At 63.3% G+C, this 20,312-nt stretch carries 24 protein-coding genes; 18 read left to right on the top strand and 6 right to left on the bottom strand.

Going from position 1 to position 20,312, the window contains the following annotated elements:
- Positions 1-17: 17 nt before the first annotated feature.
- On the bottom strand, positions 18-410 hold the full coding sequence (locus ACWGS8_RS09320) for a DoxX family protein (RefSeq protein ID WP_322414985.1): 393 nt from the start codon (positions 408-410) through the stop codon (positions 18-20).
- Positions 411-598: 188 nt separating this feature from the next.
- On the opposite strand from ACWGS8_RS09320, the gene ACWGS8_RS09315 reads away from it, so the two are divergent.
- A complete protein-coding gene (locus tag ACWGS8_RS09315) occupies positions 599-1,102 on the top strand; it encodes a hypothetical protein (RefSeq protein ID WP_454580642.1) in 504 nt (167 codons plus the stop codon).
- A 75-nt stretch (positions 1,103-1,177) separates the two neighbouring features.
- Here the strand turns inward: ACWGS8_RS09315 and ACWGS8_RS09310 are convergent, their stop codons facing one another.
- On the bottom strand, positions 1,178-1,954 hold the full coding sequence (locus tag ACWGS8_RS09310) for a VOC family protein (RefSeq protein WP_454580641.1): 777 nt from the start codon (positions 1,952-1,954) through the stop codon (positions 1,178-1,180).
- A 165-nt stretch (positions 1,955-2,119) separates the two neighbouring features.
- Between ACWGS8_RS09310 and ACWGS8_RS09305 the strand changes: the two genes are divergently transcribed.
- From ACWGS8_RS09305 to ACWGS8_RS09275, 7 genes are all read left to right on the top strand, one after another.
- Positions 2,120-2,845, top strand: coding sequence for a gamma-glutamylcyclotransferase (locus ACWGS8_RS09305; RefSeq protein ID WP_454580640.1), 726 nt, complete (start codon positions 2,120-2,122; stop codon positions 2,843-2,845).
- Positions 2,846-2,966: 121 nt separating this feature from the next.
- Positions 2,967-4,322 carry an NAD(P)-dependent oxidoreductase gene (locus ACWGS8_RS09300; RefSeq protein WP_454580639.1) on the top strand — a complete coding sequence of 452 codons (1,356 nt, stop codon included), beginning with the start codon at positions 2,967-2,969 and terminating at the stop codon, positions 4,320-4,322.
- A 5-nt stretch (positions 4,323-4,327) separates the two neighbouring features.
- Positions 4,328-5,170, top strand: a complete 843-nt coding sequence (locus ACWGS8_RS09295; RefSeq protein WP_454580638.1) for a class I SAM-dependent methyltransferase — start codon at positions 4,328-4,330, stop codon at positions 5,168-5,170.
- Positions 5,171-5,182: 12 nt separating this feature from the next.
- Positions 5,183-6,496: an NAD-dependent dihydropyrimidine dehydrogenase subunit PreA gene (gene preA / locus ACWGS8_RS09290; protein WP_454580637.1), complete on the top strand. Its 1,314-nt coding sequence runs from the start codon at positions 5,183-5,185 to the stop codon at positions 6,494-6,496.
- Between the two features lie 105 nt (positions 6,497-6,601).
- Complete coding sequence (locus ACWGS8_RS09285) at positions 6,602-7,126, top strand: RrF2 family transcriptional regulator (protein ID WP_454581253.1); 525 nt, start codon at positions 6,602-6,604, stop codon at positions 7,124-7,126.
- Positions 7,127-7,137: 11 nt separating this feature from the next.
- A complete protein-coding gene (locus ACWGS8_RS09280) occupies positions 7,138-7,596 on the top strand; it encodes a carboxymuconolactone decarboxylase family protein (RefSeq protein WP_454580636.1) in 459 nt (152 codons plus the stop codon).
- Between the two features lie 67 nt (positions 7,597-7,663).
- Positions 7,664-8,041 (top strand): DoxX family protein, encoded by a 378-nt coding sequence (locus ACWGS8_RS09275; RefSeq protein ID WP_454580635.1) that lies wholly within the window; start codon positions 7,664-7,666, stop codon positions 8,039-8,041.
- 10 nt (positions 8,042-8,051) lie between these two features.
- Here ACWGS8_RS09275 and ACWGS8_RS09270 read toward each other — a convergent pair whose 3' ends face one another.
- On the bottom strand, positions 8,052-8,774 hold the full coding sequence (locus ACWGS8_RS09270) for an SDR family oxidoreductase (RefSeq protein WP_454580634.1): 723 nt from the start codon (positions 8,772-8,774) through the stop codon (positions 8,052-8,054).
- The gene (locus ACWGS8_RS09265) at positions 8,771-9,610 is read right to left on the bottom strand and encodes an SDR family NAD(P)-dependent oxidoreductase (RefSeq protein ID WP_454580633.1); all 840 of its coding nucleotides are present in this window, start codon (positions 9,608-9,610) and stop codon (positions 8,771-8,773) included. Before ACWGS8_RS09265 ends, ACWGS8_RS09270 begins: the two co-directional genes overlap by 4 nt.
- Positions 9,611-9,714: 104 nt before the next feature.
- Between ACWGS8_RS09265 and ACWGS8_RS09260 the strand changes: the two genes are divergently transcribed.
- On the top strand, positions 9,715-10,587 hold the full coding sequence (locus tag ACWGS8_RS09260; RefSeq protein ID WP_454580632.1) for a helix-turn-helix transcriptional regulator: 873 nt from the start codon (positions 9,715-9,717) through the stop codon (positions 10,585-10,587).
- Positions 10,588-10,601: 14 nt separating this feature from the next.
- Here ACWGS8_RS09260 and ACWGS8_RS09255 read toward each other — a convergent pair whose 3' ends face one another.
- Positions 10,602-11,237, bottom strand: a complete 636-nt coding sequence (locus ACWGS8_RS09255) for a TetR family transcriptional regulator C-terminal domain-containing protein (RefSeq protein WP_454580631.1) — start codon at positions 11,235-11,237, stop codon at positions 10,602-10,604.
- Positions 11,238-11,464: 227 nt separating this feature from the next.
- Here ACWGS8_RS09255 and ACWGS8_RS09250 point away from each other — a divergent pair, with 227 nt between their 5' ends.
- From ACWGS8_RS09250 to ACWGS8_RS09230, 5 genes are all read left to right on the top strand, one after another.
- Positions 11,465-12,793, top strand: coding sequence for an aminotransferase class III-fold pyridoxal phosphate-dependent enzyme (locus ACWGS8_RS09250; RefSeq protein WP_454580630.1), 1,329 nt, complete (start codon positions 11,465-11,467; stop codon positions 12,791-12,793).
- A 66-nt stretch (positions 12,794-12,859) separates the two neighbouring features.
- Positions 12,860-14,110: a Zn-dependent hydrolase gene (locus ACWGS8_RS09245; RefSeq protein WP_454580629.1), complete on the top strand. Its 1,251-nt coding sequence runs from the start codon at positions 12,860-12,862 to the stop codon at positions 14,108-14,110.
- Complete coding sequence (locus tag ACWGS8_RS09240; protein ID WP_454580628.1) at positions 14,107-14,523, top strand: contact-dependent growth inhibition system immunity protein; 417 nt, start codon at positions 14,107-14,109, stop codon at positions 14,521-14,523. The genes ACWGS8_RS09245 and ACWGS8_RS09240 overlap by 4 nt, the downstream gene beginning before the upstream one ends.
- 47 nt (positions 14,524-14,570) lie before the next feature.
- Positions 14,571-16,022 (top strand): dihydropyrimidinase, encoded by a 1,452-nt coding sequence (hydA, locus tag ACWGS8_RS09235; protein WP_454580627.1) that lies wholly within the window; start codon positions 14,571-14,573, stop codon positions 16,020-16,022.
- Position 16,023: 1 nt separating this feature from the next.
- Positions 16,024-16,401, top strand: a complete 378-nt coding sequence (locus ACWGS8_RS09230) for a hypothetical protein (RefSeq protein WP_454580626.1) — start codon at positions 16,024-16,026, stop codon at positions 16,399-16,401.
- Positions 16,402-16,424: 23 nt separating this feature from the next.
- Here the strand turns inward: ACWGS8_RS09230 and ACWGS8_RS09225 are convergent, their stop codons facing one another.
- A complete protein-coding gene (locus tag ACWGS8_RS09225; RefSeq protein WP_015317160.1) occupies positions 16,425-16,829 on the bottom strand; it encodes a cupin domain-containing protein in 405 nt (134 codons plus the stop codon).
- A 145-nt stretch (positions 16,830-16,974) separates the two neighbouring features.
- Here ACWGS8_RS09225 and ACWGS8_RS09220 point away from each other — a divergent pair, with 145 nt between their 5' ends.
- From ACWGS8_RS09220 to ACWGS8_RS09205, 4 genes are read left to right on the top strand one after another with little or no spacing between them, the layout of a single operon-like run.
- Complete coding sequence (locus ACWGS8_RS09220) at positions 16,975-17,766, top strand: ABC transporter ATP-binding protein (protein WP_454580625.1); 792 nt, start codon at positions 16,975-16,977, stop codon at positions 17,764-17,766.
- Entirely contained in the window at positions 17,732-18,277 is a 546-nt protein-coding gene (locus tag ACWGS8_RS09215) for an endonuclease domain-containing protein (RefSeq protein WP_454580624.1), read from the top strand. Before ACWGS8_RS09220 ends, ACWGS8_RS09215 begins: the two co-directional genes overlap by 35 nt.
- A complete protein-coding gene (locus tag ACWGS8_RS09210; protein WP_454580623.1) occupies positions 18,270-19,148 on the top strand; it encodes an ABC transporter permease in 879 nt (292 codons plus the stop codon). Before ACWGS8_RS09215 ends, ACWGS8_RS09210 begins: the two co-directional genes overlap by 8 nt.
- The gene (locus tag ACWGS8_RS09205; protein ID WP_454580622.1) at positions 19,145-20,299 is read left to right on the top strand and encodes an ABC transporter permease; all 1,155 of its coding nucleotides are present in this window, start codon (positions 19,145-19,147) and stop codon (positions 20,297-20,299) included. Before ACWGS8_RS09210 ends, ACWGS8_RS09205 begins: the two co-directional genes overlap by 4 nt.
- Positions 20,300-20,312: the final 13 nt, after the last annotated feature.

The following is a 20,312-nucleotide window of genomic DNA, read 5'->3' as shown; positions in this document are numbered from 1 at the left end:
TCACCCCCGCGGGGACATCAGGCCTTGCCGCGATTGTCCAGCGCAAAGGCGCCGGCGCCGGCGAAGACCAGATAGAGGAAGATGAAGCAGAAGGAGATTGCCGAATCGCCGCTGTTGTTGATGGGGAAGAAGTCGCGCGGGTAGTGCGCCATGAAATAGGCGATCGCCATTTCGCCGGCCAGCAGGAACGCGACCGGGCGGGTGAACAGGCCAAGCGCCAGCAGGATGCCGCCGGCGAATTCGAGGATCCCGGCAGCCGTCGTCAACCCGGTAAGGACGTGAGGCTCGGCGCTGGCGGGGAAGTTGAACAGTTTCTGGCTGCCATGTTCGACGAACTGCAGCGCGGTCATGATACGCAGCACGCCGAGCGCCTGCGGCTGGTATCTGGAGAGGCCTTCAAAAAGCTTCATCTAAAACTCCATTTTCACCCCTCCCTGTCCGGCCATAGATCGTTGCCCGGCGATGGACTATTCACTTCCCGTGGCGCACCATCAACAATCGGTGATTGGAAATGTTCCCCAGTTTGACCTTTGATATTGTTCTCGCCAAGGTTGCATTTATATCTCTATGGTTGTATTGAGATGGACACTCCAAACCTGTGGGTTCCCTTGCCATGAAAAAAGTCATCATCAGCCTATTCGCACTCCTTGCAGGCACCATCTTTGCCATGGCCGAGGACGCCGGTTGCGAGGCCTTCAAATGGCCTGTGACGCGGGAACAGGCGCTGTTTGCCGCGGCGCCCGCAACGCCGGCTGGAGCGGAGCTGGCGGTGGGTGCTGCCGCGGACCTGGCGTTGGTTCCGGCGGAGAAAGCCGGTTTTACGCTGCCGCCCGAGCGCGCGCCGGCGGAGGGCACGTTCGGTGCCGTCGCCAGCGTGGACGTGCCGGCCGGAGGAGCCATTCAGATCAGCCTGTCGGGCGAAGCCTGGATCGATGTCATCCAGGATGGCAAGGCCATCAAGTCGGCGGGCTATAGCGGTGTGAAAACCTGCCCCGGCATCCGCAAGAGCGTACGCTTCAAGCTCGCGGCCGGACCGGCCATCGTCCAGTTCAGCGGCGCGAAGAAGGCTGAACTGAAGGTCGCGGTGCTGACGCCGGAATAGCGGCAAGTAGAGTAATGCGGCCTTTCGTCGAGGGTGCGATGAAAGGCCGTTGCTTCGTGCCGGCGGTGTCGCCGTCTATCGCACCGGCGCCATCAGCGCGAAATGCGCGCCTTGCGGGTCCTGGCACTGCACGGTCCAGCTGCCGCCGGGCACCTCCATCGGTCCCATCAGGATCTTGCCGCCATTGTCGGTGACGCGTTTTGCGGCCGCGTCGATGCCGGTGACGTTGAAATAGAACTGCCAGACCGGGACGGGGATTTGCGCGGGCTTGTTCATGATGCCGCCACCGGATTCGGGGCCAGCCTTGAAGGTCTGGTAGATGCCCATCGGGCCCATGTCGAAATCGCCGGCATTGGTCCAGCCGAACTGGCCGGAATAGAAATCGAACGCGGCCTTCCAGTCGCTGGTGTAGAGCTCGTGCCAGCCGACATGGCCATGCGTTCTGGCCGGCACGACGGGCTGGTCGGGGCCATTGGGTTGCAGGAACATGAAGGTCGCGCCTTGCGGGTCGGCGACGACGGCAAAGCGGCCGACGCCCGGAATGTCGTCGGGCTCGCGGTGGACGCTTCCGCCGGCCGCCTTCAAGGCTTCGGTCGAGGCGTCGGCGTCCTTGGTGTGAATATAGCCGAGCCACGCGGGCGGTGCGCCCATCTTCTTGACATCCTCGGGCATCGTCATCAGCCCGCCAACGCCACGCTCGCCGACATTCACGACGATGTAGCGCGGCATGCCGGGCGCCTTGTCGAAGGGCTGCGCCGTCCAGCCGACAACCTTGGTGTAGAAGGCCTCGGCGGCGTCGAGGTCTGATGTCATCAGCTCGTACCAGAAGAAGGGCATCGGGGATTTCGGCATGGTCGGTCTCCTCACCGTTCAGCATCGATCGTTGTCCGATCCACCTCAGGACGATCCTGGCTACGGACATCCGACAACCGCCCGGACAATAATGCCTGCCCATGACATGCGTTCCCGGTTGCGCGCCCCGAGGTTTTCGATTTCTGTACGGCAAGGGGGTTGTTCATGCGCCAGATGTCGCTCACGCCTGAGCTTGTCGCACTGTGCCACAGGGAAGAGGCAGATCCAGGCCCGGACCCGAGCTGGACGGAGCTGAACGATGAGGATTTCAGCGCGCTGGCCATGCGGCTTGCCGCTGAAGCGGATGAGGGGCCTTTGTGGGTGTTCGCCTACGGCTCGCTGATCTGGAAGCCGGAGTTCGAATCGGTCGAGCAACGGCTCGCCACGGCCTTCGGCTGGCACCGCTCTTTTTGCCTCGACATGGTGCGCTGGCGCGGCAGCGCCGCGCAGCCGGGGCTGATGATGGCGCTCGAACGCGGCGGACGCTGCAACGGGGTGATCTACCGCTTGCCGGAGGGCGAAAAGCCGGCGCAGATCGAAAGGCTGCTGCGCCGCGAAATCAGCGACCATGAGAGCGTCAGTTCGGTCCGGTGGCTGCCGGTGCATACGGCGCAAGGCGCGCTGCGGGCGCTCGGTTTCTGGGTTGGCGTGAAGGGCAGGGGAACGTCGCTGGGTCAGCCGCTGGACAGAGTGGCGAGCATATTGGCGAGGGCCTGCGGCCATATCGGCTCCGGCGCCGAATATCTCTACAACACGGTCAGCCACCTCGAAGCGTTCGGCATCCATGACCGCAATCTGTGGCGGCTGCAGGAACTGGTGGCGAACGAGGTCCGGGCGCTCCATGGCCGGCCGGCCGACGAGGGTAATCCCGGCAAGAGCAGCCATCCATAACATGAGTGAAAAAATCATGTTATTATTAAGCCTTTTCAGCCGCTTGCGGCGAAAATTGACCAATTGATAAAAAAATAAAACGTGCTAGCCTTCCCCAAAACGAAAACATGGGGAACTGACAATGCCAGAAGGCCAGTTCAAGGAAGGTATCGTCGGCGGCCGGCTTGCAGCCGAGCAATACGCGGACAATTTTTCAGACCTGCATCCGCCGCTCGATCACCATGAGGCGCTGGTCGAATCCGACCGCTGCTATTTCTGCTATGACGCGCCATGCATGAACGCGTGCCCGACCTCGATCGACATTCCGCTGTTCATCCGCCAGATCTCGACCGGCAACCCGATCGGCTCGGCCAAGACCATCTTCGACCAGAACATCCTTGGCGGCATGTGCGCCCGCGTCTGCCCGACCGAGACGCTGTGCGAAGAGGTCTGCGTGCGCGAGGTGGCGGAAGGCAAGCCGGTGCAGATCGGCCGCCTGCAACGCTACGCGACCGATGTCGCCATGGCCGAGAACAAGCAGTTCTATCCGCGCGCGGAGCCGACCGGTAAAACGGTTGCCGTGGTCGGCGCCGGCCCGGCCGGCCTTGCCGCCGCGCACCGGCTCGCCCGCCATGGCCATGACGTTACCATATTGGAGGCGCGGCCGAAGGCCGGCGGCCTCAACGAATACGGCATCGCCGCCTATAAGAGCGTCGACAATTTCGCCCAGGCCGAGGTCGACTATGTCACCGCGATCGGCGGCATCGACATCCAGAACGGCAAGGCGCTCGGCCGCGACTACCAGCTCTCCGACCTGATCCGCAATTACGACGCGGTGTTCCTCGGCATGGGGCTCGGCGGCGTCAATGCGCTGCGTGCCGATGGCGAGGATGCCGCCGGCGTCACCAATGCGGTGGAGTTCATCGCCGAACTGCGCCAGGCCAGCGATCTCGCCGGCCTGCCGGTCGGACGCCGTGTCGTCGTCATCGGCGGCGGCATGACGGCGATCGATGCCGCCGTGCAGTCGAAGTTGCTCGGCGCCGAGGAGGTGACGATCTGCTACCGGCGTGGCCAGGAGCACATGAACGCCTCGGGGTTCGAGCAGGATCTGGCCGCCGCCAACGGCGTCATCATCCGCCACTGGCTGCAGCCGAGGCGCGTCATCGCAGACGGCGGCAAGGTATCGGGTATCGAACTCGAATACACGGCATTGAAGGGCGACAAGCTTGCCGGCACCGGCGAGACGCTGACGCTGGTCGCCGACCAGGTATTCGCTGCGATCGGCCAGAGTTTTGTCCCGGCCGCGCTCAACGGCAGCGGGGCCTCGATTGAGCTCGAAGCCGGCCGTATAAAGGTCGATGGGGAAGGGCGCACCTCGCTGGCGAAAGTCTGGGCCGGCGGCGACTGCATCCTTGGCGGTGACGACCTGACCGTCTCGGCCGTGGCGCAGGGTCGTGATGCGGCTGAGAGCATACACAGGAGTCTGACGCAGGGATAAGGATCATGGCCACGGTGGAACCGGGCATCGCCCGTCACTATGACATATCGGGTCTCGAGCAGCGCATCCTTGCCGCGCTCGCCGATACGGGCATGGACGTTGCCCGTCTGCGTGCCGGCGATCTCGAAGCGGTCGACGAATTCCACATTGGCGGCATCGCCGCCACAAGGGAACTCATCGGGCAGATGGGGTTGAAGCCGGGAGCCAGGCTGCTCGATATCGGATCGGGGGTGGGTGGTCCGGCCCGCTTTGCCGCCAACGAAGCCGGCGCCGATGTCACCGGCATCGATCTCACGCAAAGCTATGTCGACATCGCGACCAGCCTGTCGAAGCGCACGGGAATGGCCGACAGGACGCGCTTCGTGCAAGGCAGCGCGCTGGACATGCCATTCGCCGGTGCCAGCTTCGACGCCGCCATGATCCTGCATGTCGGCATGAACCTTCCCGACAAGAAAAAGCTGATGGGCGAGGCCGCGCGCGTGCTCCGGCCGGGCGGCGTCTTTGCCGTCTATGACGTGATGCGGCTCAAGGTCGGCGCGCTGACCTACCCGCTGCCATGGGCATCGGATGAGAGCATGTCCTTCGTTGCCATGCCGGAGGACTATCGCTCGGCAGCGACGGCTTCCGGCTTCTCCGTCGTCGCCGAGCGGCGGCGCGGTGCTTTCGCCGTCGAATTCTTCGCCGCGATGCGTGCCCGGATGGCCGCCGCGCAGGCCGAGGGCAAGAAGCCGCCGCCGGGCGTCGGCCTCGTCATGGGCGAAGACGCCCGCGCCAAGATCGCCAATATCACCGCCGCGCTTGAAGGCGGCATTCTCGCACCCGTCGAACTGCTTCTTCGTCTCGGCTGAAAGGGACCTGTCATGGCAGATATCAGCAACAATTTCGTAGGCATCAAATCGCCAAATCCGTTCTGGCTGGCCTCGGCGCCGCCGACCGACAAGGCCTACAATGTCATCCGCGCCTTCAAGGCAGGCTGGGGCGGCGTGGTGTGGAAGACGCTGGGCGAGGAAGGCCCGCCGGTCGTCAACGTCAACGGCCCGCGCTATGGCGCGATCTGGGGCGCCGACCGGCGCCTGCTCGGTCTCAACAATATCGAGCTGATCACCGACCGCGACCTGCAGACCAATCTGCGCGAGATGAAGCAGGTCAAGATGGACTGGCCCGACCGGGCGCTCATCGCATCGATCATGGTGCCTTGCGAAGAGGCAAGCTGGAAAGCCATCCTGCCGCTGGTCGAGGAGACCGGTGCCGACGGCATCGAGCTCAATTTCGGCTGCCCGCATGGCATGTCGGAGCGCGGCATGGGTGCGGCCGTCGGCCAGGTGCCGGAATATATCGAAATGGTGGTACGCTGGTGCAAGCAGTATACCCGCATGCCGGTCATCACCAAGTTGACGCCCAACATTACCGATATCCGCAAGCCCGCGCGGGCTGCACATGCCGGCGGCACCGACGCGGTGTCGCTGATCAACACCATCAATTCGATCACCGGTGTGGACCTCGACAGTTTCGCGCCGATGCCGACCATTGACGGCAAGGGCTCGCATGGCGGCTATTGCGGCCCGGCGGTGAAGCCGATCGCCATGAACATGGTGGCCGAAATCGCGCGCGATCCGGAGACACAAGGCCTGCCGATCTCCGGCATTGGCGGCATCACCACCTGGCGCGACGCCGCCGAATTCCTGGCGCTCGGCGCCGGCAATGTGCAGGTCTGCACGGCGGCGATGACCTACGGCTTCAAGATCGTGCAGGAGATGATCGCCGGTCTCGAAAACTGGATGGACGAGAAGGGCCACCGCTCGCTCGACGACATTATCGGTCGCGCCACGCCCAACGTCACCGACTGGCAGTATCTCAACCTCAACTATGTCGCCAAGGCGCATATCGACCAGGACGCCTGCATCAAATGCGGCCGCTGCCACATCGCCTGCGAGGACACCTCGCACCAGGCGATCACCAGCATGGTCAATGGCGTGAGACACTTCGAGGTGATCGAGGCCGAGTGCGTCGGCTGTAACCTCTGCGTCAATGTCTGCCCGGTCGACAATTGCATCACCATGGAGCCGCTGGCCGCCGGCGTCATCGACAAGCGCACCGGCAAGCCGGTGTCGCCGATCTACGCCAACTGGACGACGCACCCGAACAACCCGATGGCCAAGGTGGCGGCGGAATAGCCACAGACACTCAAAAACGGCGCCTTCGGTCGCCGTTTTTCTTTTTCCTATTGTGGATAAAAACTATCCATGATAAGAAATATCCATGAATGGGAGATCGGCATCATGAAGCTGGGCGAGGGCGTTGAGGCGGCCATCCATTGCGCGGCCACGCTGGCGAGCGTGGAGGGCAACAGCACCATGCCGGGCGCTGCTCTCGCCGAGTGTTTCGGGCTGTCGCCGAGCTATCTGCTGAAGCATCTCAACATGCTGACCGCCGAGCGTATCCTGGAATCGGTGCCGGGGCCGGCGGGCGGCTACCGGCTGGCGCGGCCGGCGGAGCGCATCACCCTGCTCGACATCGTGCTGGCGGTCGAAGGGCGCGAGCCGGCGTTTCGCTGCGGCGAAATCCGCCGCAACGGTCCGGTCAAGATCGATGCCTCGGCCTATGTCAAACCCTGCGGCATCAATGCCGCGATGCTCAAGGCCGAGCGTGCCTATCGGGCAGCGCTCGCCGAAGTGAAGCTGTCCGACGTCGTAGCGGACTACGCGGCCGAGGGCGATCCGAGATCCTTTGCCGCGAGCTGCGCCTTCGTCGCGCGCCACCAGCGGCCCCAGAAATCCAGTTCAACCCCGCCAAAGCAGATGTGAAAGGACAGAGTATGAAACAGAGGATGCAATTCTTCGCCAAGGCGCCGGAGATCATGAAGGCAGTGTCGGCCCTCAACAAGGCGGTCGACGAATGCGGGCTGGAGGTCGGCCTGCTGCACCTGATCAAGCTCAGGGCCTCGCAGATCAATGGCTGTTCCTTCTGCGTCGAGATGCACAGCCGCGAGGCGCGGCGCGACGGCGAGACCGAGCAACGGCTCTACCTCGTCGCGGCCTGGAAGGAATCGCCGCTGTTTTCCGAACGCGAGCGCGCCGCCTTCGCCTGGACCGAAGCGGTGACCCTGATCGCCAACAATGGCGTGTCGGACGAGCTCTATGCCCGCACGCTCGAGCATTTCTCCGAGGAAGAACTGGTCAAGCTGTCGGTGGCGATCGGCATGATCAACACCTGGAACCGGCTGTGCATCCCGTTCCAGGCCATTCATCCGATGCCGGCCGCCAAGGCGGCCTGATTTTTCTACTGCCAAAGGAGCGCTGTCGGAGAGGCGGCGCTCCCATTGTTTTCAAAGGGAGTGTTTTATGCCTGCCGATTTGCCTGCGACCTTGTTGTTTCTCGGACGCCTGCTGCTTGGCGGCGCCTTCGTCTTCGCCGGCCTTCGCAACATCCAGAACGCGGCTTTCCTCACCGGGCTGATAGCCGCGCGCGGCGTGCCGCAGGCGCGGCTGGCGCTGTGGGCCGGCATCGTGCTGCAGATCATCGCCGGTGTCCTGGTGATGGCCGGCCTGTGGACGGCACTCGCCAGCGCGGTGCTGGTGCTGTTCCTGATCGTCGCCACGCCGATGTTCCACAATTTCTGGGATCATCAGGGCCCGGACCGCGCGGCGCGCATCAACGGCTTTGTCGGCAATGTCGCGCTGAGCGGCGGCTTCCTGACGTTGATCGCGCAGTCGTTCTGACAAGTCGACGTCACGCCGCGAACCGCAGGCCGCCGTCGCAGGTAAGGACCTGGCCGGTCATGAAGCCGTTGGAGACGAGGAAGGCTATCGCCGAGGCGACATCCTCGGCGCGGCCGATGCGGCCGACCGGCGTCTTGCCGGCATATTCGGCAAAGACCGCCTGCCGCTGCTCGACGGGCAAAAAGTCCCACCACGGCGTGTCGATGACACCAGGTGCCACGACGTTGACGCGCAGCGGCTTCAGTTCGACCGCCAGGATCGGCGCCACGGTCAAGAGCATGCCGTTGATGGCGCCGATGCCGGCGATGCCAGGCATTGTGGCCTGAGCCGACACCGCCGATATGAAGGTCACCGATCCGGATCTGTTGAGCGTCGGCAATGCCGCCTGCAGGCAGGATAGTTGCGGCCGCACCTTCTCTTCGACGCCGCTGCCGATATCGGCAAGGTCAAGCGTCTCGAACGGACCGAGGCCCTTGCCGCCGCTGGCCGCCAACACGAGATGATCGAACGGGCCGAGACGCTCGAAGAATTGGCGGACCTCATCCGGCTTCGAGGCATCGAAGGCCGCCTTGTCGGCGGCGCCGCCGAGGCCCTTCCAGGCGCTGATGAGCTTGTCCTGGTTGCGCCCGGTGATCGTCACCTTCATGCCCGGGCCGAGCAGTTTATGTGCGGTTGCCAGGCCGATGCCGGACGAGCCGCCGATGATGACTGTGTGTTCTGTTCTGTTGGTCATGAGTGCTGTTCCCTGGATTTTGAGGAGGCCGGGCCGACAAGGTCGAGGCTCAGCTTTCGCAATTGCTGCCGTGCCGTGGCGTCGTAGGCCTGGGCATCGGCGCGGGCTTCGCGCAGTCCGTCGAAATAGAGACCGCTGCGGCCTTCGAGCGCGGGTGAGGCGGCAAGATTGACGATGGCGTCGGCGCCGGTCTCGACCGAACTCCATGGCGTCACGCCGGCTTGGCGGACCATTGTGGTGTTCATGTAGCTTGCCGGGTGCAGTGCGTTGATGGTGATGCCTGTGCCTTCCAACTGTTCGGCCAGATCGACGGTGAACAGGATTTGCGCCAGCTTGCTCTGGCAATAGGCGCGCACGCCGCTGTAGCCTTGGGTCAGCATCACATCGCCGAAGTCGATTGCCTGCTGGCCGGCCGAGGCGACATTGACGATGCGCGCCGGGGCGCTGGCCTTCAGCAGCGGCAGAAGCTCCGAGGTCAGCAGGAAGCCGGCGAGATAATTGACCGCGAAACGCAGTTCGTAGCCATCGGCACTGACCTGCCGTTTGGCCCCTGCCGTCCCGATGCCGGCATTGTTGATGAGGATATCGAGCCGGTCCGTTTGGGCACGTACGACCTCGGCGAGGCGGCGAATTTCGGCCAACGAGGCGAGGTCGGCGGCGAGGAATTCGGCCTTGCCGCCGGACGCTTCGATCCCGGCAACCGCTGCCTTGCCGCGCGCCGCATCGCGGCCATGCACCAGCACCTGGGCGCCGGCGGCACCCAGCCGTTGCGCCACGACGCGGCCGACACCGTCGGTCGAGCCGGTGATGAGGATTGTCTTGTCTTTCAGGTCCATGTCCAGAGCCTCCTGTCTGTTGCTCTGAACGCAAGATGGGATATCAGGCCGATCTCAAACAGTTCAAACTTTATCCTGGTATCAATACTGCTATAATAGGCGTCATGGATGCGCCCTCTCGTTCCGCTGAAGACAGCCGCCGGCGCGGGCTCGGGGCTTTCCTGCGCTCGCGCCGCGAAAGGCTGACACCCTCGGCGACCGGCATTTCGACTGGTCTCAGGCGCCGCACGCCGGGCCTGCGTCGCGAAGAGGTGGCGATGATCGCTGGCGTCGGCACCACCTGGTACACCTGGCTGGAACAGGGCAGGGACGTGCGGCCTTCCGTTGAGGTGCTGACGGCGCTCAGCGGCGCGTTGCGTCTCGACGCCGTCGAGAAGCGACACCTGTTCATCCTTGCCGGGCGTCATCAGCCGGAGCGCCGCGTCGCCGCGCCGGAAAAGGCCGATGGTCCCTTGCTGCACATGTTGCAAAGCCTCGTCCTGCAACCCGCCTATGTCGTTGGCCGGCGCTGGGACGTACTGGCCTGGAATGACGCGGCCGTCGCGGTGTTCGGCGACTATGGCCTGCTCGAGGGTGACGCCCGCAACATCGTCCACATGGTGTTCACCAGCCCGCACCACCGCCGTTTGCTGGTCGACTGGGAAGAACTCGCCCGCGTGGTGCTCGCGTCGTTTCGCGCGGAGAGCGCCAAATATGTCGGTGATCCCGATTTCGACCGCTTGATCGCGCTAATGATGCGCTCAAGCCCCGAGTTCCGTGACTGGTGGCCTCTAAGGGACGTGGCGCGGAGACTGACGGGTGTGAAGCATGTCCGCCATCCCACTGCCGGCGCAATGGCCTTCGAGCATATGAGCCTGTCGATCGACGATGGTTCAGACATGAGGCTGGTTGTCTACACGCCGCTGGCCGAGCAGAACTCGATCGCCAAGCTGCAGTCCCTGCTGGACGCGCTGCCGGCCGAACGGCGCAGTGCCTAAGCCGTCGCGGCAGGTCAGCCCTTCGGCTTCAGCCCATCGAGAAACAACTGCTCCAGGAACCGCGCTGCGTCCTCGAAGCGGCCGTCGCCGCCGCGGTTCGGCCCGAGTACGGCGCGAACCTGGACGTCGAAATCGGCATAATGCTGCGTCGTTGCCCAGATCGAGAAGATCAGGTGCCAGGGGTCGGTCCTGGCGATCTTGCCGGCGCGCATCCAGCCCTTGATGACGGCGGCCTTCTCGTCGACCAGCGTCTTCAGCTCGCCGGCCAGAAGCGGCATGATGCGCGGCGCGCCCTGCAGGATTTCATTGGCGAACAGCCGGCTTTCGCGTGGAAAATCGCGCGCCATTTCGAGCTTGCGCCTGATGTAGCTCCTGAGTTCGGTCATCGGATCGCCGATGTCGTCGAGCTCGCGCAGCGGCGCCAGCCAGGTGTCGAGCAGGCGCTGCATCAACGTCTCGTGAATGTCCTCCTTGCGGCGGAAGTAATAGAGCAGGTTCGGCTTCGACATGCCGGCCGCTTCGGCGATCTGGTCGATGGTCGAGCCGCGGAAGCCATGGGTGGAGAACACCTCTAACGCTGCCTCCAGGATGAGTTCGCGCTTTTCCTGCTGGATGCGCGTGCGGCGAGGGGCTTCCGTGCCGGTGTTCACCGTTGCGAACCCTCATGTTGGCGGTCATCTGGACCAATTCTCTGGACCAGTTTTTCCCTAGGCTGTGGAACGCACTTCAGAAGCCGCATTTCCGCTAGTAATCCCTTGACCGCCGACAGGGCGGTGCTAACGTTTGTCCAATCGGTCAAAAATTTGCGTAGCATGAAAACAGCGCAAAGACCAAGCGTTGGACGCACCGAAACAGGTTACAAGGGGAAGTCTTGGTCATGTCCAACCGGCTGAAAGTCACGCCGAACGATCTCAGCGCATTCTGGATGCCGTTCACGGCAAACCGGCAGTTCAAGCAGGCGCCACGCATGTTCGTGTCCGCCAAGGACATGCATTACACCACCAGCGATGGCCGCAAGGTGCTCGACGGCACCGCAGGTCTGTGGTGCGTCAATGCCGGCCACTGCCGGCCGAAGATCACCGAGGCGATCCAGCATCAGGCCGCCGAACTCGACTACGCGCCGGCCTTCCAGATGGGCCATCCGATCGTGTTCGAGCTGGCCAACCGCCTGGTCGACATCGCGCCCAAGGGCATGGACCATGTGTTCTTCACCAATTCCGGTTCGGAATCGGTCGAGACCGCGCTGAAGATGGCGATTGCCTATCACAGGGTGAAGGGCGAGGGCTCGCGCACCCGTCTCATCGGCCGCGAGCGCGGCTATCACGGCGTCAATTTCGGCGGCATCTCGGTCGGCGGCATCGTCACCAACCGCAAGATGTTCGGCACGCTGCTCGGCGGCGTCGACCACATGCCGCACACGCATCTGCCGGAAAAGAACGCTTTCTCCAAAGGCGTGCCGGAATATGGCGCGGAGCTCGCCAACGAGCTGGAGCGCATCGTTGCCCTGCATGACGCCTCGACCATCGCAGCGGTCATCGTCGAGCCTGTCGCCGGCTCCACCGGCGTCATCCTGCCGCCCAAGGGCTATCTCGAGAGACTGCGCGAAATCTGCACCAAGCACGGCATCCTTTTGATCTTCGACGAGGTCATCACCGGCTTCGGCCGTCTCGGCGCGCCGTTCGCGGCCGACTATTTCGGCGTCACGCCCGATATCATGACCACCGCCAAGGGCGTCTCCAACGGCGTCATCCCCATGGGCGCGGTGTTCGTGAAGAAGGAAATCCACGACGCCTTCATGACCGGCCCCGAGCACATGATCGAGTTCTTCCACGGCTACACCTATTCGGGCAATCCGATCGCCTGCGCGGCGGCCCTGGGCACGCTCGACACCTACAAGGAAGAAGGCCTGCTCACCCGTGGCGAGGAACTGGCGCCCTATTGGGAGGACGCGCTGCATTCGCTGAAGGGCGAGCCGCATGTCATCGACATCAGGAATATCGGCCTGATCGGCGCGATCGAACTGGCGCCGATCGCCGGCAGCCCGACCAAGCGTGCCTTCTCGGCCTTCGTCAAGGCGTTCGAGCGCGGCGCTCTGATCCGCACCACCGGCGACATCATCGCGCTGTCGCCGCCGCTGATCATCACCAAGGGCCAGATCAACGAACTGATCGACCATGTGCGTGAAGTGCTGCGGTCGATCGACTAGCCTAGTCTATAATCGGACGGCGTTGGGAACCGCCGTCCGGTTTTGAATGAAATGGAAGGACCTTGAATGGCCGCACCCGGCGAGAATCTGCGAATCAATTCAGACCGTTTGTGGGATTCACTGATGGAGATGGCGAAGATCGGCCCCGGCATTGCCGGCGGCAATAACCGCCAGACAGTGACCGACGAGGACGGCGAGGGCCGGCATCTGTTCAAGCGCTGGTGCGATGCCGCCGGGCTCGAAATGGGCGTCGACGAGATGGGCACGATGTTTGCCCGCCGCGAAGGCACCGATCCCAGCCTGCCGCCGGTCTATGTCGGCAGCCATCTCGACACCCAGCCGACCGGCGGCAAATATGATGGCGTGCTTGGCGTCCTAGGCGGCCTGGAGATCGTGCGCTCGCTCAACGATCTCGGCATCAAGACGAAACATCCGATCGTCGTCACCAACTGGACCAACGAGGAAGGCGCGCGCTTTGCCCCGGCGATGATGGCGTCGGGCGTGTTCGCCGGCGTGCTCGAGCAGGCCGACGTCTACGAGCACACAGACAAGAACGGCAAGAAATTCGGCGAGGAGCTGGAGCGCATCGGCTGGAAGGGCACCGAGAAGGTCGGCGATCGCAAGATCCACGCCTTTTTCGAACTGCATATCGAGCAGGGCCCGATCCTCGAGGACGAGGACATCGACATCGGCGTCGTCACCCATGGCCAGGGCCTGAAATGGCTGCAGGTGACGCTGACCGGCAAGGAAGCCCATACCGGCTCGACGCCGATGCCCAAGCGCCGCAATGCCGGTCTCGGCATGGCCCGGGTAATCGAACTGGTGCATGAGATCGCCATGGATTACCAGCCGGACGCGGTTGGCGCTGTAGGCCATATGGAAGCCTATCCCAACTCGCGCAACATCATCGCCGGCCGCACCGTCTTCACTATCGACATCCGCTCGCCCGAGAAGGAAGTGCTGGATGCGATGGACGGCCGCATCCGCGAAGGCATCGACACGATCTGCGATGCGCTCGACATCCAGTACAAGGTCGAGCAGGTCGGCCATTTCGATCCCGTCACCTTTGATGCGGGTTGCGTCAAGGCCATCCGCGATGCCGCCGATCGCCTTGGCTATACGCACCGCAACATCGTCTCGGGTGCCGGCCACGACGCCTGCTGGATCAACCGCGTCGCGCCGACCGCCATGGTGATGTGCCCCTGCGTCGACGGGTTGTCACACAACGAGGCCGAGGAAATCACCAAGGAATGGGCTTCGGCCGGCGCCGACGTCCTGTTCCACGCGGTTGTTGAGACGGCAGGAATCGTGGCGTGAAGCCGAGAGGCAACCTTGACGAGGATCGAAAGCTAAGGGTCCTGATCGGTTGGTCCCAAACAAAATCGTCTTATCCTTCGTTGCTGGTAGAAAGATGCGAGGCCGCGCTCGACACACCCTTGGGGCAACTTTCGACTGAGCAGTTGCGGCTCCTTATCGGTCAAAAGATCGGACTGGAATTTCTCGTCGAGAAGGCAATTGACCTGATTGAAATGGATCCGTTGGTGCATGGTGATTTCTATGACGGGGATTTGATTTCGATGTGTCTAAAAATTCCCGCCGCGTTCTGGGCGACGCATCCCGATCTTTGGTTTCGCTTGAACGAGGTTTTGGAAGGTTTCGATCGGAAGGTCGAGGCGGTAAATGAACATAGAGCCCAGTTCATGGCCGCAAATCCTTATGGAGCCAGATGACGCTGCAAAAGCCTGGCTACAAGGTGTAAGAATAGGGGAACAAGACAATGACCAAAGTCATCAAGAACGGCACCGTCGTCACCGCCGACCGCAGCTGGAAGGCCGACGTGCTGTTCAGCCACGGCAAGATCGTCGCCATCGGCTCGGACCTGCATGGCGACCACGAGTACGACGCCACCGGCTGCTATGTCATGCCGGGCGGCATCGACCCGCACACCCATCTCGAAATGCCGTTCATGGGCACCTATTCGGCCGACGATTTCGAATCCGGCACGCGAGCGGCCCTTGCCGGCGGCACGACGATGGTGGTTGATTTCTGCCTGCCGGCACCGCAGCAATCGCTGTTGGAGGCCCTGCAGATGTGGGACAACAAGACGTCCAAGGCTGCCTGCGACTATTCCTTCCATATGGCCGTCACCTGGTGGGGCAAGCAGGTGTTCGACGAGATGGCCACCGTCGTCGACAAGGGCATCACCTCGTTCAAGCACTTCATGGCCTACAAGGGCGCGCTGATGGTGGATGACGACGAGATGTATGCGTCGTTCCAGCGCTGCGCCGATCTTGGCGCGCTGCCACTGGTGCATGCCGAGAATGGCGACGTGGTCGCGGCCTTGTCGCAGAAACTGCTCGCCGCCGGCAACAACGGTCCGGAAGGCCATGCCTATTCGCGCCCGCCGGAAGTGGAAGGCGAGGCGACCAATCGCGCCATCATGATCGCCGACATGGCCGGCGTGCCGCTCTATGTCGTGCATGTCTCCTGCGAGCAGAGCCACGAGGCGATCCGCCGGGCGCGGCAGAAGGGCATGCGGGTGTTCGGCGAGCCGCTGATCCAGCACCTGACGCTGGACGAGAGCGAGTATTTCGACAAGGACTGGGACCATGCGGCGCGCCGGGTAATGAGCCCGCCTTTCCGCAACAAATTGCACCAGGATTCGCTGTGGGCCGGGCTGCAGGCCGGGTCGCTGCAAGTGGTGGCGACCGACCATTGTGCCTTCACCACCAAGCAGAAGCGCTTCGGCGTTGGCGATTTCACCAAGATCCCCAACGGCACCGGCGGCCTCGAAGACCGTTTGCCGGTGCTGTGGACCAAGGGCGTCAACACCGGGCGGCTGACGATGAACGAGTTCGTCGCGGTGACCTCGACCAACATCGCAAAAATCCTCAACATGTATCCGAAGAAAGGCGCCATCGTCGAAGGCGCCGACGCCGACATCATCGTCTGGGATCCGAAGCGCAAGAAAACCATCACCTCGAAGAAGCAGCAGTCGGTGATCGACTACAACGTCTTCGAAGGCGTCGAGGTGACCGGCCTGCCACGCTTCGTCTTTTCGCGCGGCGAGCTTTCGATCGAGGAATCTGAAGTGAAGGCCAAGCCCGGCCACGGACAGTTCGTTGGCCGTGAGCCGAACGCGGCGGTCAACCGGGCGCTGTCGACGTGGAAAGAGATCACCGCGCCGCGCAAGGTGGAGCGCACTGGCATTCCGGCGACGGGTGTCTGATATGCGGCGCGGGGGACTTCTTTTCGCGGCTGTTCTGGTTCTGGCCGCCAGCCAGGCGTCGGCGGCCGGCATCGACCTCAGCAAGCCCTACGGCAACAAATCCGGCTGCATCAACAAGAACGGCCAGCAAGTCTATGCCGAGGACATGCTGCTTCTGACCAGCGAAGCATTCGTCACCGTGGCGAGCGCCTGCACTTTCACCGACAAGAAGGTCCAGGCCGACGGCTCGCTGGTGGCGAAGGCCAGCTGCCAGGCGGAAGGCGAGGAGGGTGAGACGCCCGGCCAGTTCACCATCAAGAAGAGCCCGAAGAACGCCAAGAAACTGGTGATCGCCGACGAGGACGGCACCGTCATGGGCGAAGTCTCTCGGTGCAAATGACGGCAGGAGTCTTCGCGTCGACCTCAGGCGACCAGCGCATCCAGTTCCGGCAGCAGGACGACGCTTTCCTGTTCGTTGGGATCGGTGCGCGCGATGACGGCCGAGGACGGGGCGTTGCTCAGATTGGCCGGCAGATGCGGCACGCCGGCCGGGATGTAGAAGAGGTCGCCGGCCTTGACGACGATGTGGTGCTCGAGCCGGTCGCCATACCAGGTATGGACTTCGCCGGAGAGCACATAGATCGCCGTTTCATGGTTCTCGTGCAGATGCGCCTTGGCGCGCGCGCCGGGCGGCATGGTGAGCACGTGCATGCAGATGCCGGAGGAGCCGACCGACTCCGTGGCGATGCCGGCGAAATAGGTCAACCCCTGCTTGCCTTCATAAGTGCTTTCAGGGCGGATAAGATGACAAGTGGGTTTGGGCGACATCGGGGAACTCCGGGCGTCGATTTGAGTGGGACAGGCTCAGTGGGACAGGGCCAAATGGGACAGGGTAAGTGGAAAACAACATCGCGATAAAAGCAATCGGATTCCGGCCGGCGCCCCTTTGGCGGGAACAGGCAGGCAGCGGCCGATGACAGGGATTTCGCCAGCCGTCGTCGCGGCAAGCAAACTTGGCCTCACCTTCCAGACCAATGACGGCCCCGTCCAGGCGCTGTCCAATGTCGACCTGACCATCGGCAAGGGGGAGTTCGTCTCCTTCATCGGGCCGTCGGGCTGCGGCAAGACCACGCTGCTGCGCGTCATCGCCGATCTGGAGAAACCGACATCGGGCACGATCTCGGTCAACGGCATGACCGCGGAGCAGGCACGCGAGAAACGCGCCTATGGCTATGTCTTCCAGGCCGCCGCTTTGTTTCCGTGGCGCACCATCGAACGCAATGTCGCGCTGCCGCTGGAAATCATGGGACTGTCGAAGGCCGAGCAGGCGGAGCGCATCAAGCGCACGCTCGATCTCGTCAACCTGTCGGGCTTCGAGAAGAAATACCCCTGGCAATTGTCCGGCGGCATGCAGCAGCGCGCCTCGATCGCGCGTGCACTGGCCTTCGACGCCGATCTGCTGCTGATGGACGAACCGTTCGGCGCGCTAGACGAGATCGTTCGCGACCACCTCAACGAGCAATTGCTGCAGCTATGGGCGCGCACCAACAAGACCATCTGCTTCGTCACCCACTCCATTCCGGAAGCCGTGTATCTGTCGACGCGCATCGTCGTCATGTCGCCGCGCCCGGGCCGGGTCAGCGACATCATCGAATCGACGCTGCCGAAGGAGCGGCCGCTCGATATCCGCGAGACGCCGGAGTTCCTGGCGATCGCCGCGCGCGTGCGTGATGGGTTGCGGGCAGGGCACAGCTATGATGATTGAGCGGGGGCAGGACGAGAATCTCCCCACCGGGGAGAGGGTGGCCGGAGCGAAGCGGAGGTCGGGTGAGGGGGCGGCACCGACGCATCCAACCAAGAGGAAGGCCGGGGCAACCGCTCGTGCCCGAGAGCTGGGCTTCGACGAAACAAAGGCCGAATATCGGCTTTGGGGTGAGTTAAGGGGCCGTCACCTCAACGGCTACAAGTTTGTCAGGCAAGTGCCACTCGGGCCGTTCTTCGCCGACTTTCTCTGCCGCGAGAAGAGCTTGATCGTTGAAATTGATGGCAGCCAACATGCCGAGTCCCCGACTGATGAAAGTAGAACAACTTGGCTGAATAGCCATGGTTATTCTGTTCTTCGCTTCTGGAATCACGAGGTTCTGGCGGAACGGCGGGCGGTTCTGGATACAATATTAGCGGTGCTTGAGGGGCAGATAGACTCCCCCTCACCCGGCCTTCGCTTCGCCCACCCTCTCCCCGGCGGGGAGAGGAGAAGGGCAGCGCTAGATGGATAGCTTCCGCTCCAAACTCGTCCCCGTAACCTCCATCCTCGCCGGCGTCGTCGTGCTCTGGTACGTCTTCGCCGTCATCCTCAACGCGCCGTTCCAGCGCGATCTCGACAGCCGGGCCAACGAAACCCCCGGCGCCGTCGAGTTCATCGGCAAGACGCTGGCGCAGCCGAAGCCGACGCTGCCGGCGCCGCACCAGGTGGCGGTGAATTTCTTCGAAAACACTTTCCTGCGGCCCATCACCTCGAGCCGCAGCCTCGTCTACAATGCCTGGGTGACCCTGTCGTCGACGCTGCTCGGCTTTGCCTTCGGCACCGCGCTCGGCATCATTATCGCCGTCGGTATCGTGCATGTGGCGACGCTCGACCGCAGCCTGATGCCGTGGATCATCGCCTCGCAGACCATTCCGATCCTGGCGGTGGCGCCGATGATCATCGTGGTGCTGGCGGCGATCGGCATCACCGGGCTGATCCCGAAGGCGATGATCTCGACCTATCTGTCGTTCTTCCCGGTGACGGTGGGCATGGTGAAGGGGCTGCGCTCGCCCGAAATCATGCATCTCGACCTGATGCACACCTACAATGCCAGCCCCTCGCAGACCTTCTGGAAATTGCGCGTGCCGGCCTCGGTGCCGTTCCTGTTCACCTCCATGAAGGTGGCGGTGGCGGCAAGCCTGGTCGGCGCCATCGTCGGCGAATTGCCGACAGGTGCTGTCGCCGGCATCGGCGCCAAGCTGCTCGCCGGCGCCTATTACAGCCAGTCCATCGACATCTGGTCGGCGCTGGTCGCGGGTTCCATCGTGGCGGCACTCTTGGTCATGGTCGTCGGCATAGCCGGGCAAATCGTCGACCGCGCCATGGGCGGGAGGCCAGCATGAACTGGCTGAAACCCTCCTGGCAAGCCGTGCTGGCGATCGTGTTGTGCGTGATCGCAATCGCGCTCGGCGCGGTGTCTAGGCCGGAAGCGGCAGCGCTCGCGGACCCGACCGCCAGCATCAACTATCCCTACCTCGGAACCAAGGGCTTGATGTTCGGCCTGGCGATCGTGGCGGCGCTGGTCTCGATGATCAGAATCCCGTCGCTTGCGGAGGCCGGCGTGCTGTTCGTCGGCGCCCATCTCGTTGCCTGGCTGCTGATCTCGGGCATTGCGGGGTTCGAGGGCACGGCATTGGCACCGTACTTCCTGCTGCTCACGGCTGCATGGCTGCTTGGCTGGCGCTGCGTGGCGGTGCTGTCGGGGCTTCGACCGATGGCGAGTTCGGCTAGGAACGCGCTACGCCTGATCATCCCGGCCATTTTCGGCGCCTGGATCCTGATCCTCTGGGAAGCGGTGACGCGCGGCGCCGGCATCCCCTTCATCCTGTTGCCGCCGCCAAGTGCCATCGGCGCGCGCATCGCCGGTTCGTTGCCGGTGCTCGGCGCCGATGTCCGGCAGACCATCTTCAAGGCGGTGCTCTTCGGCTATGTCGTGGGCAGCGGCGCCGGCTTCATCACCGCGATCCTCGCCGACCGCGTGCCGTTCCTGCGGCGCGGGCTCCTGCCGATCGGCAACATGGTTTCGGCGCTCCCGATCATCGGCGTGGCGCCGATCATGGTCATGTGGTTCGGCTTCGACTGGCAGTCCAAGGCGGCGGTCGTCATCATCATGACGTTCTTCCCGATGCTGGTGAACACCGTCGCCGGGCTCGCCGCATCAGGCCATATGGAGCGCGACCTGATGCGCACTTATGCGTCGGGGTACTGGGCGACGCTGATCAAGCTCAGGTTGCCGGCAGCGGCTCCCTTCATCTTCAACGCGCTGAAGATCAACTCGACGCTGGCGCTGATCGGCGCCATCGTCGCCGAGTTCTTCGGCACGCCCGTCGTCGGCATGGGCTTCCGCATCTCGACCGAGGTCGGGCGGATGAACATCGACATGGTCTGGGCCGAAATCGCAGTTGCAGCACTTGCGGGTTCGGTCTTTTATGGCGTGGTCGCTCTTGTCGAAAGAGCCGTCACGTTTTGGCATCCCTCTGTCCGTGGTGGATAGGGGCGGTGGGTTT

It is taken from the genome of Mesorhizobium sp. 43Arga (assembly GCF_053714255.1).
Note: the sequence above shows the minus strand (reverse complement) of the source record. Positions and strands in the feature narration are given on the sequence as shown.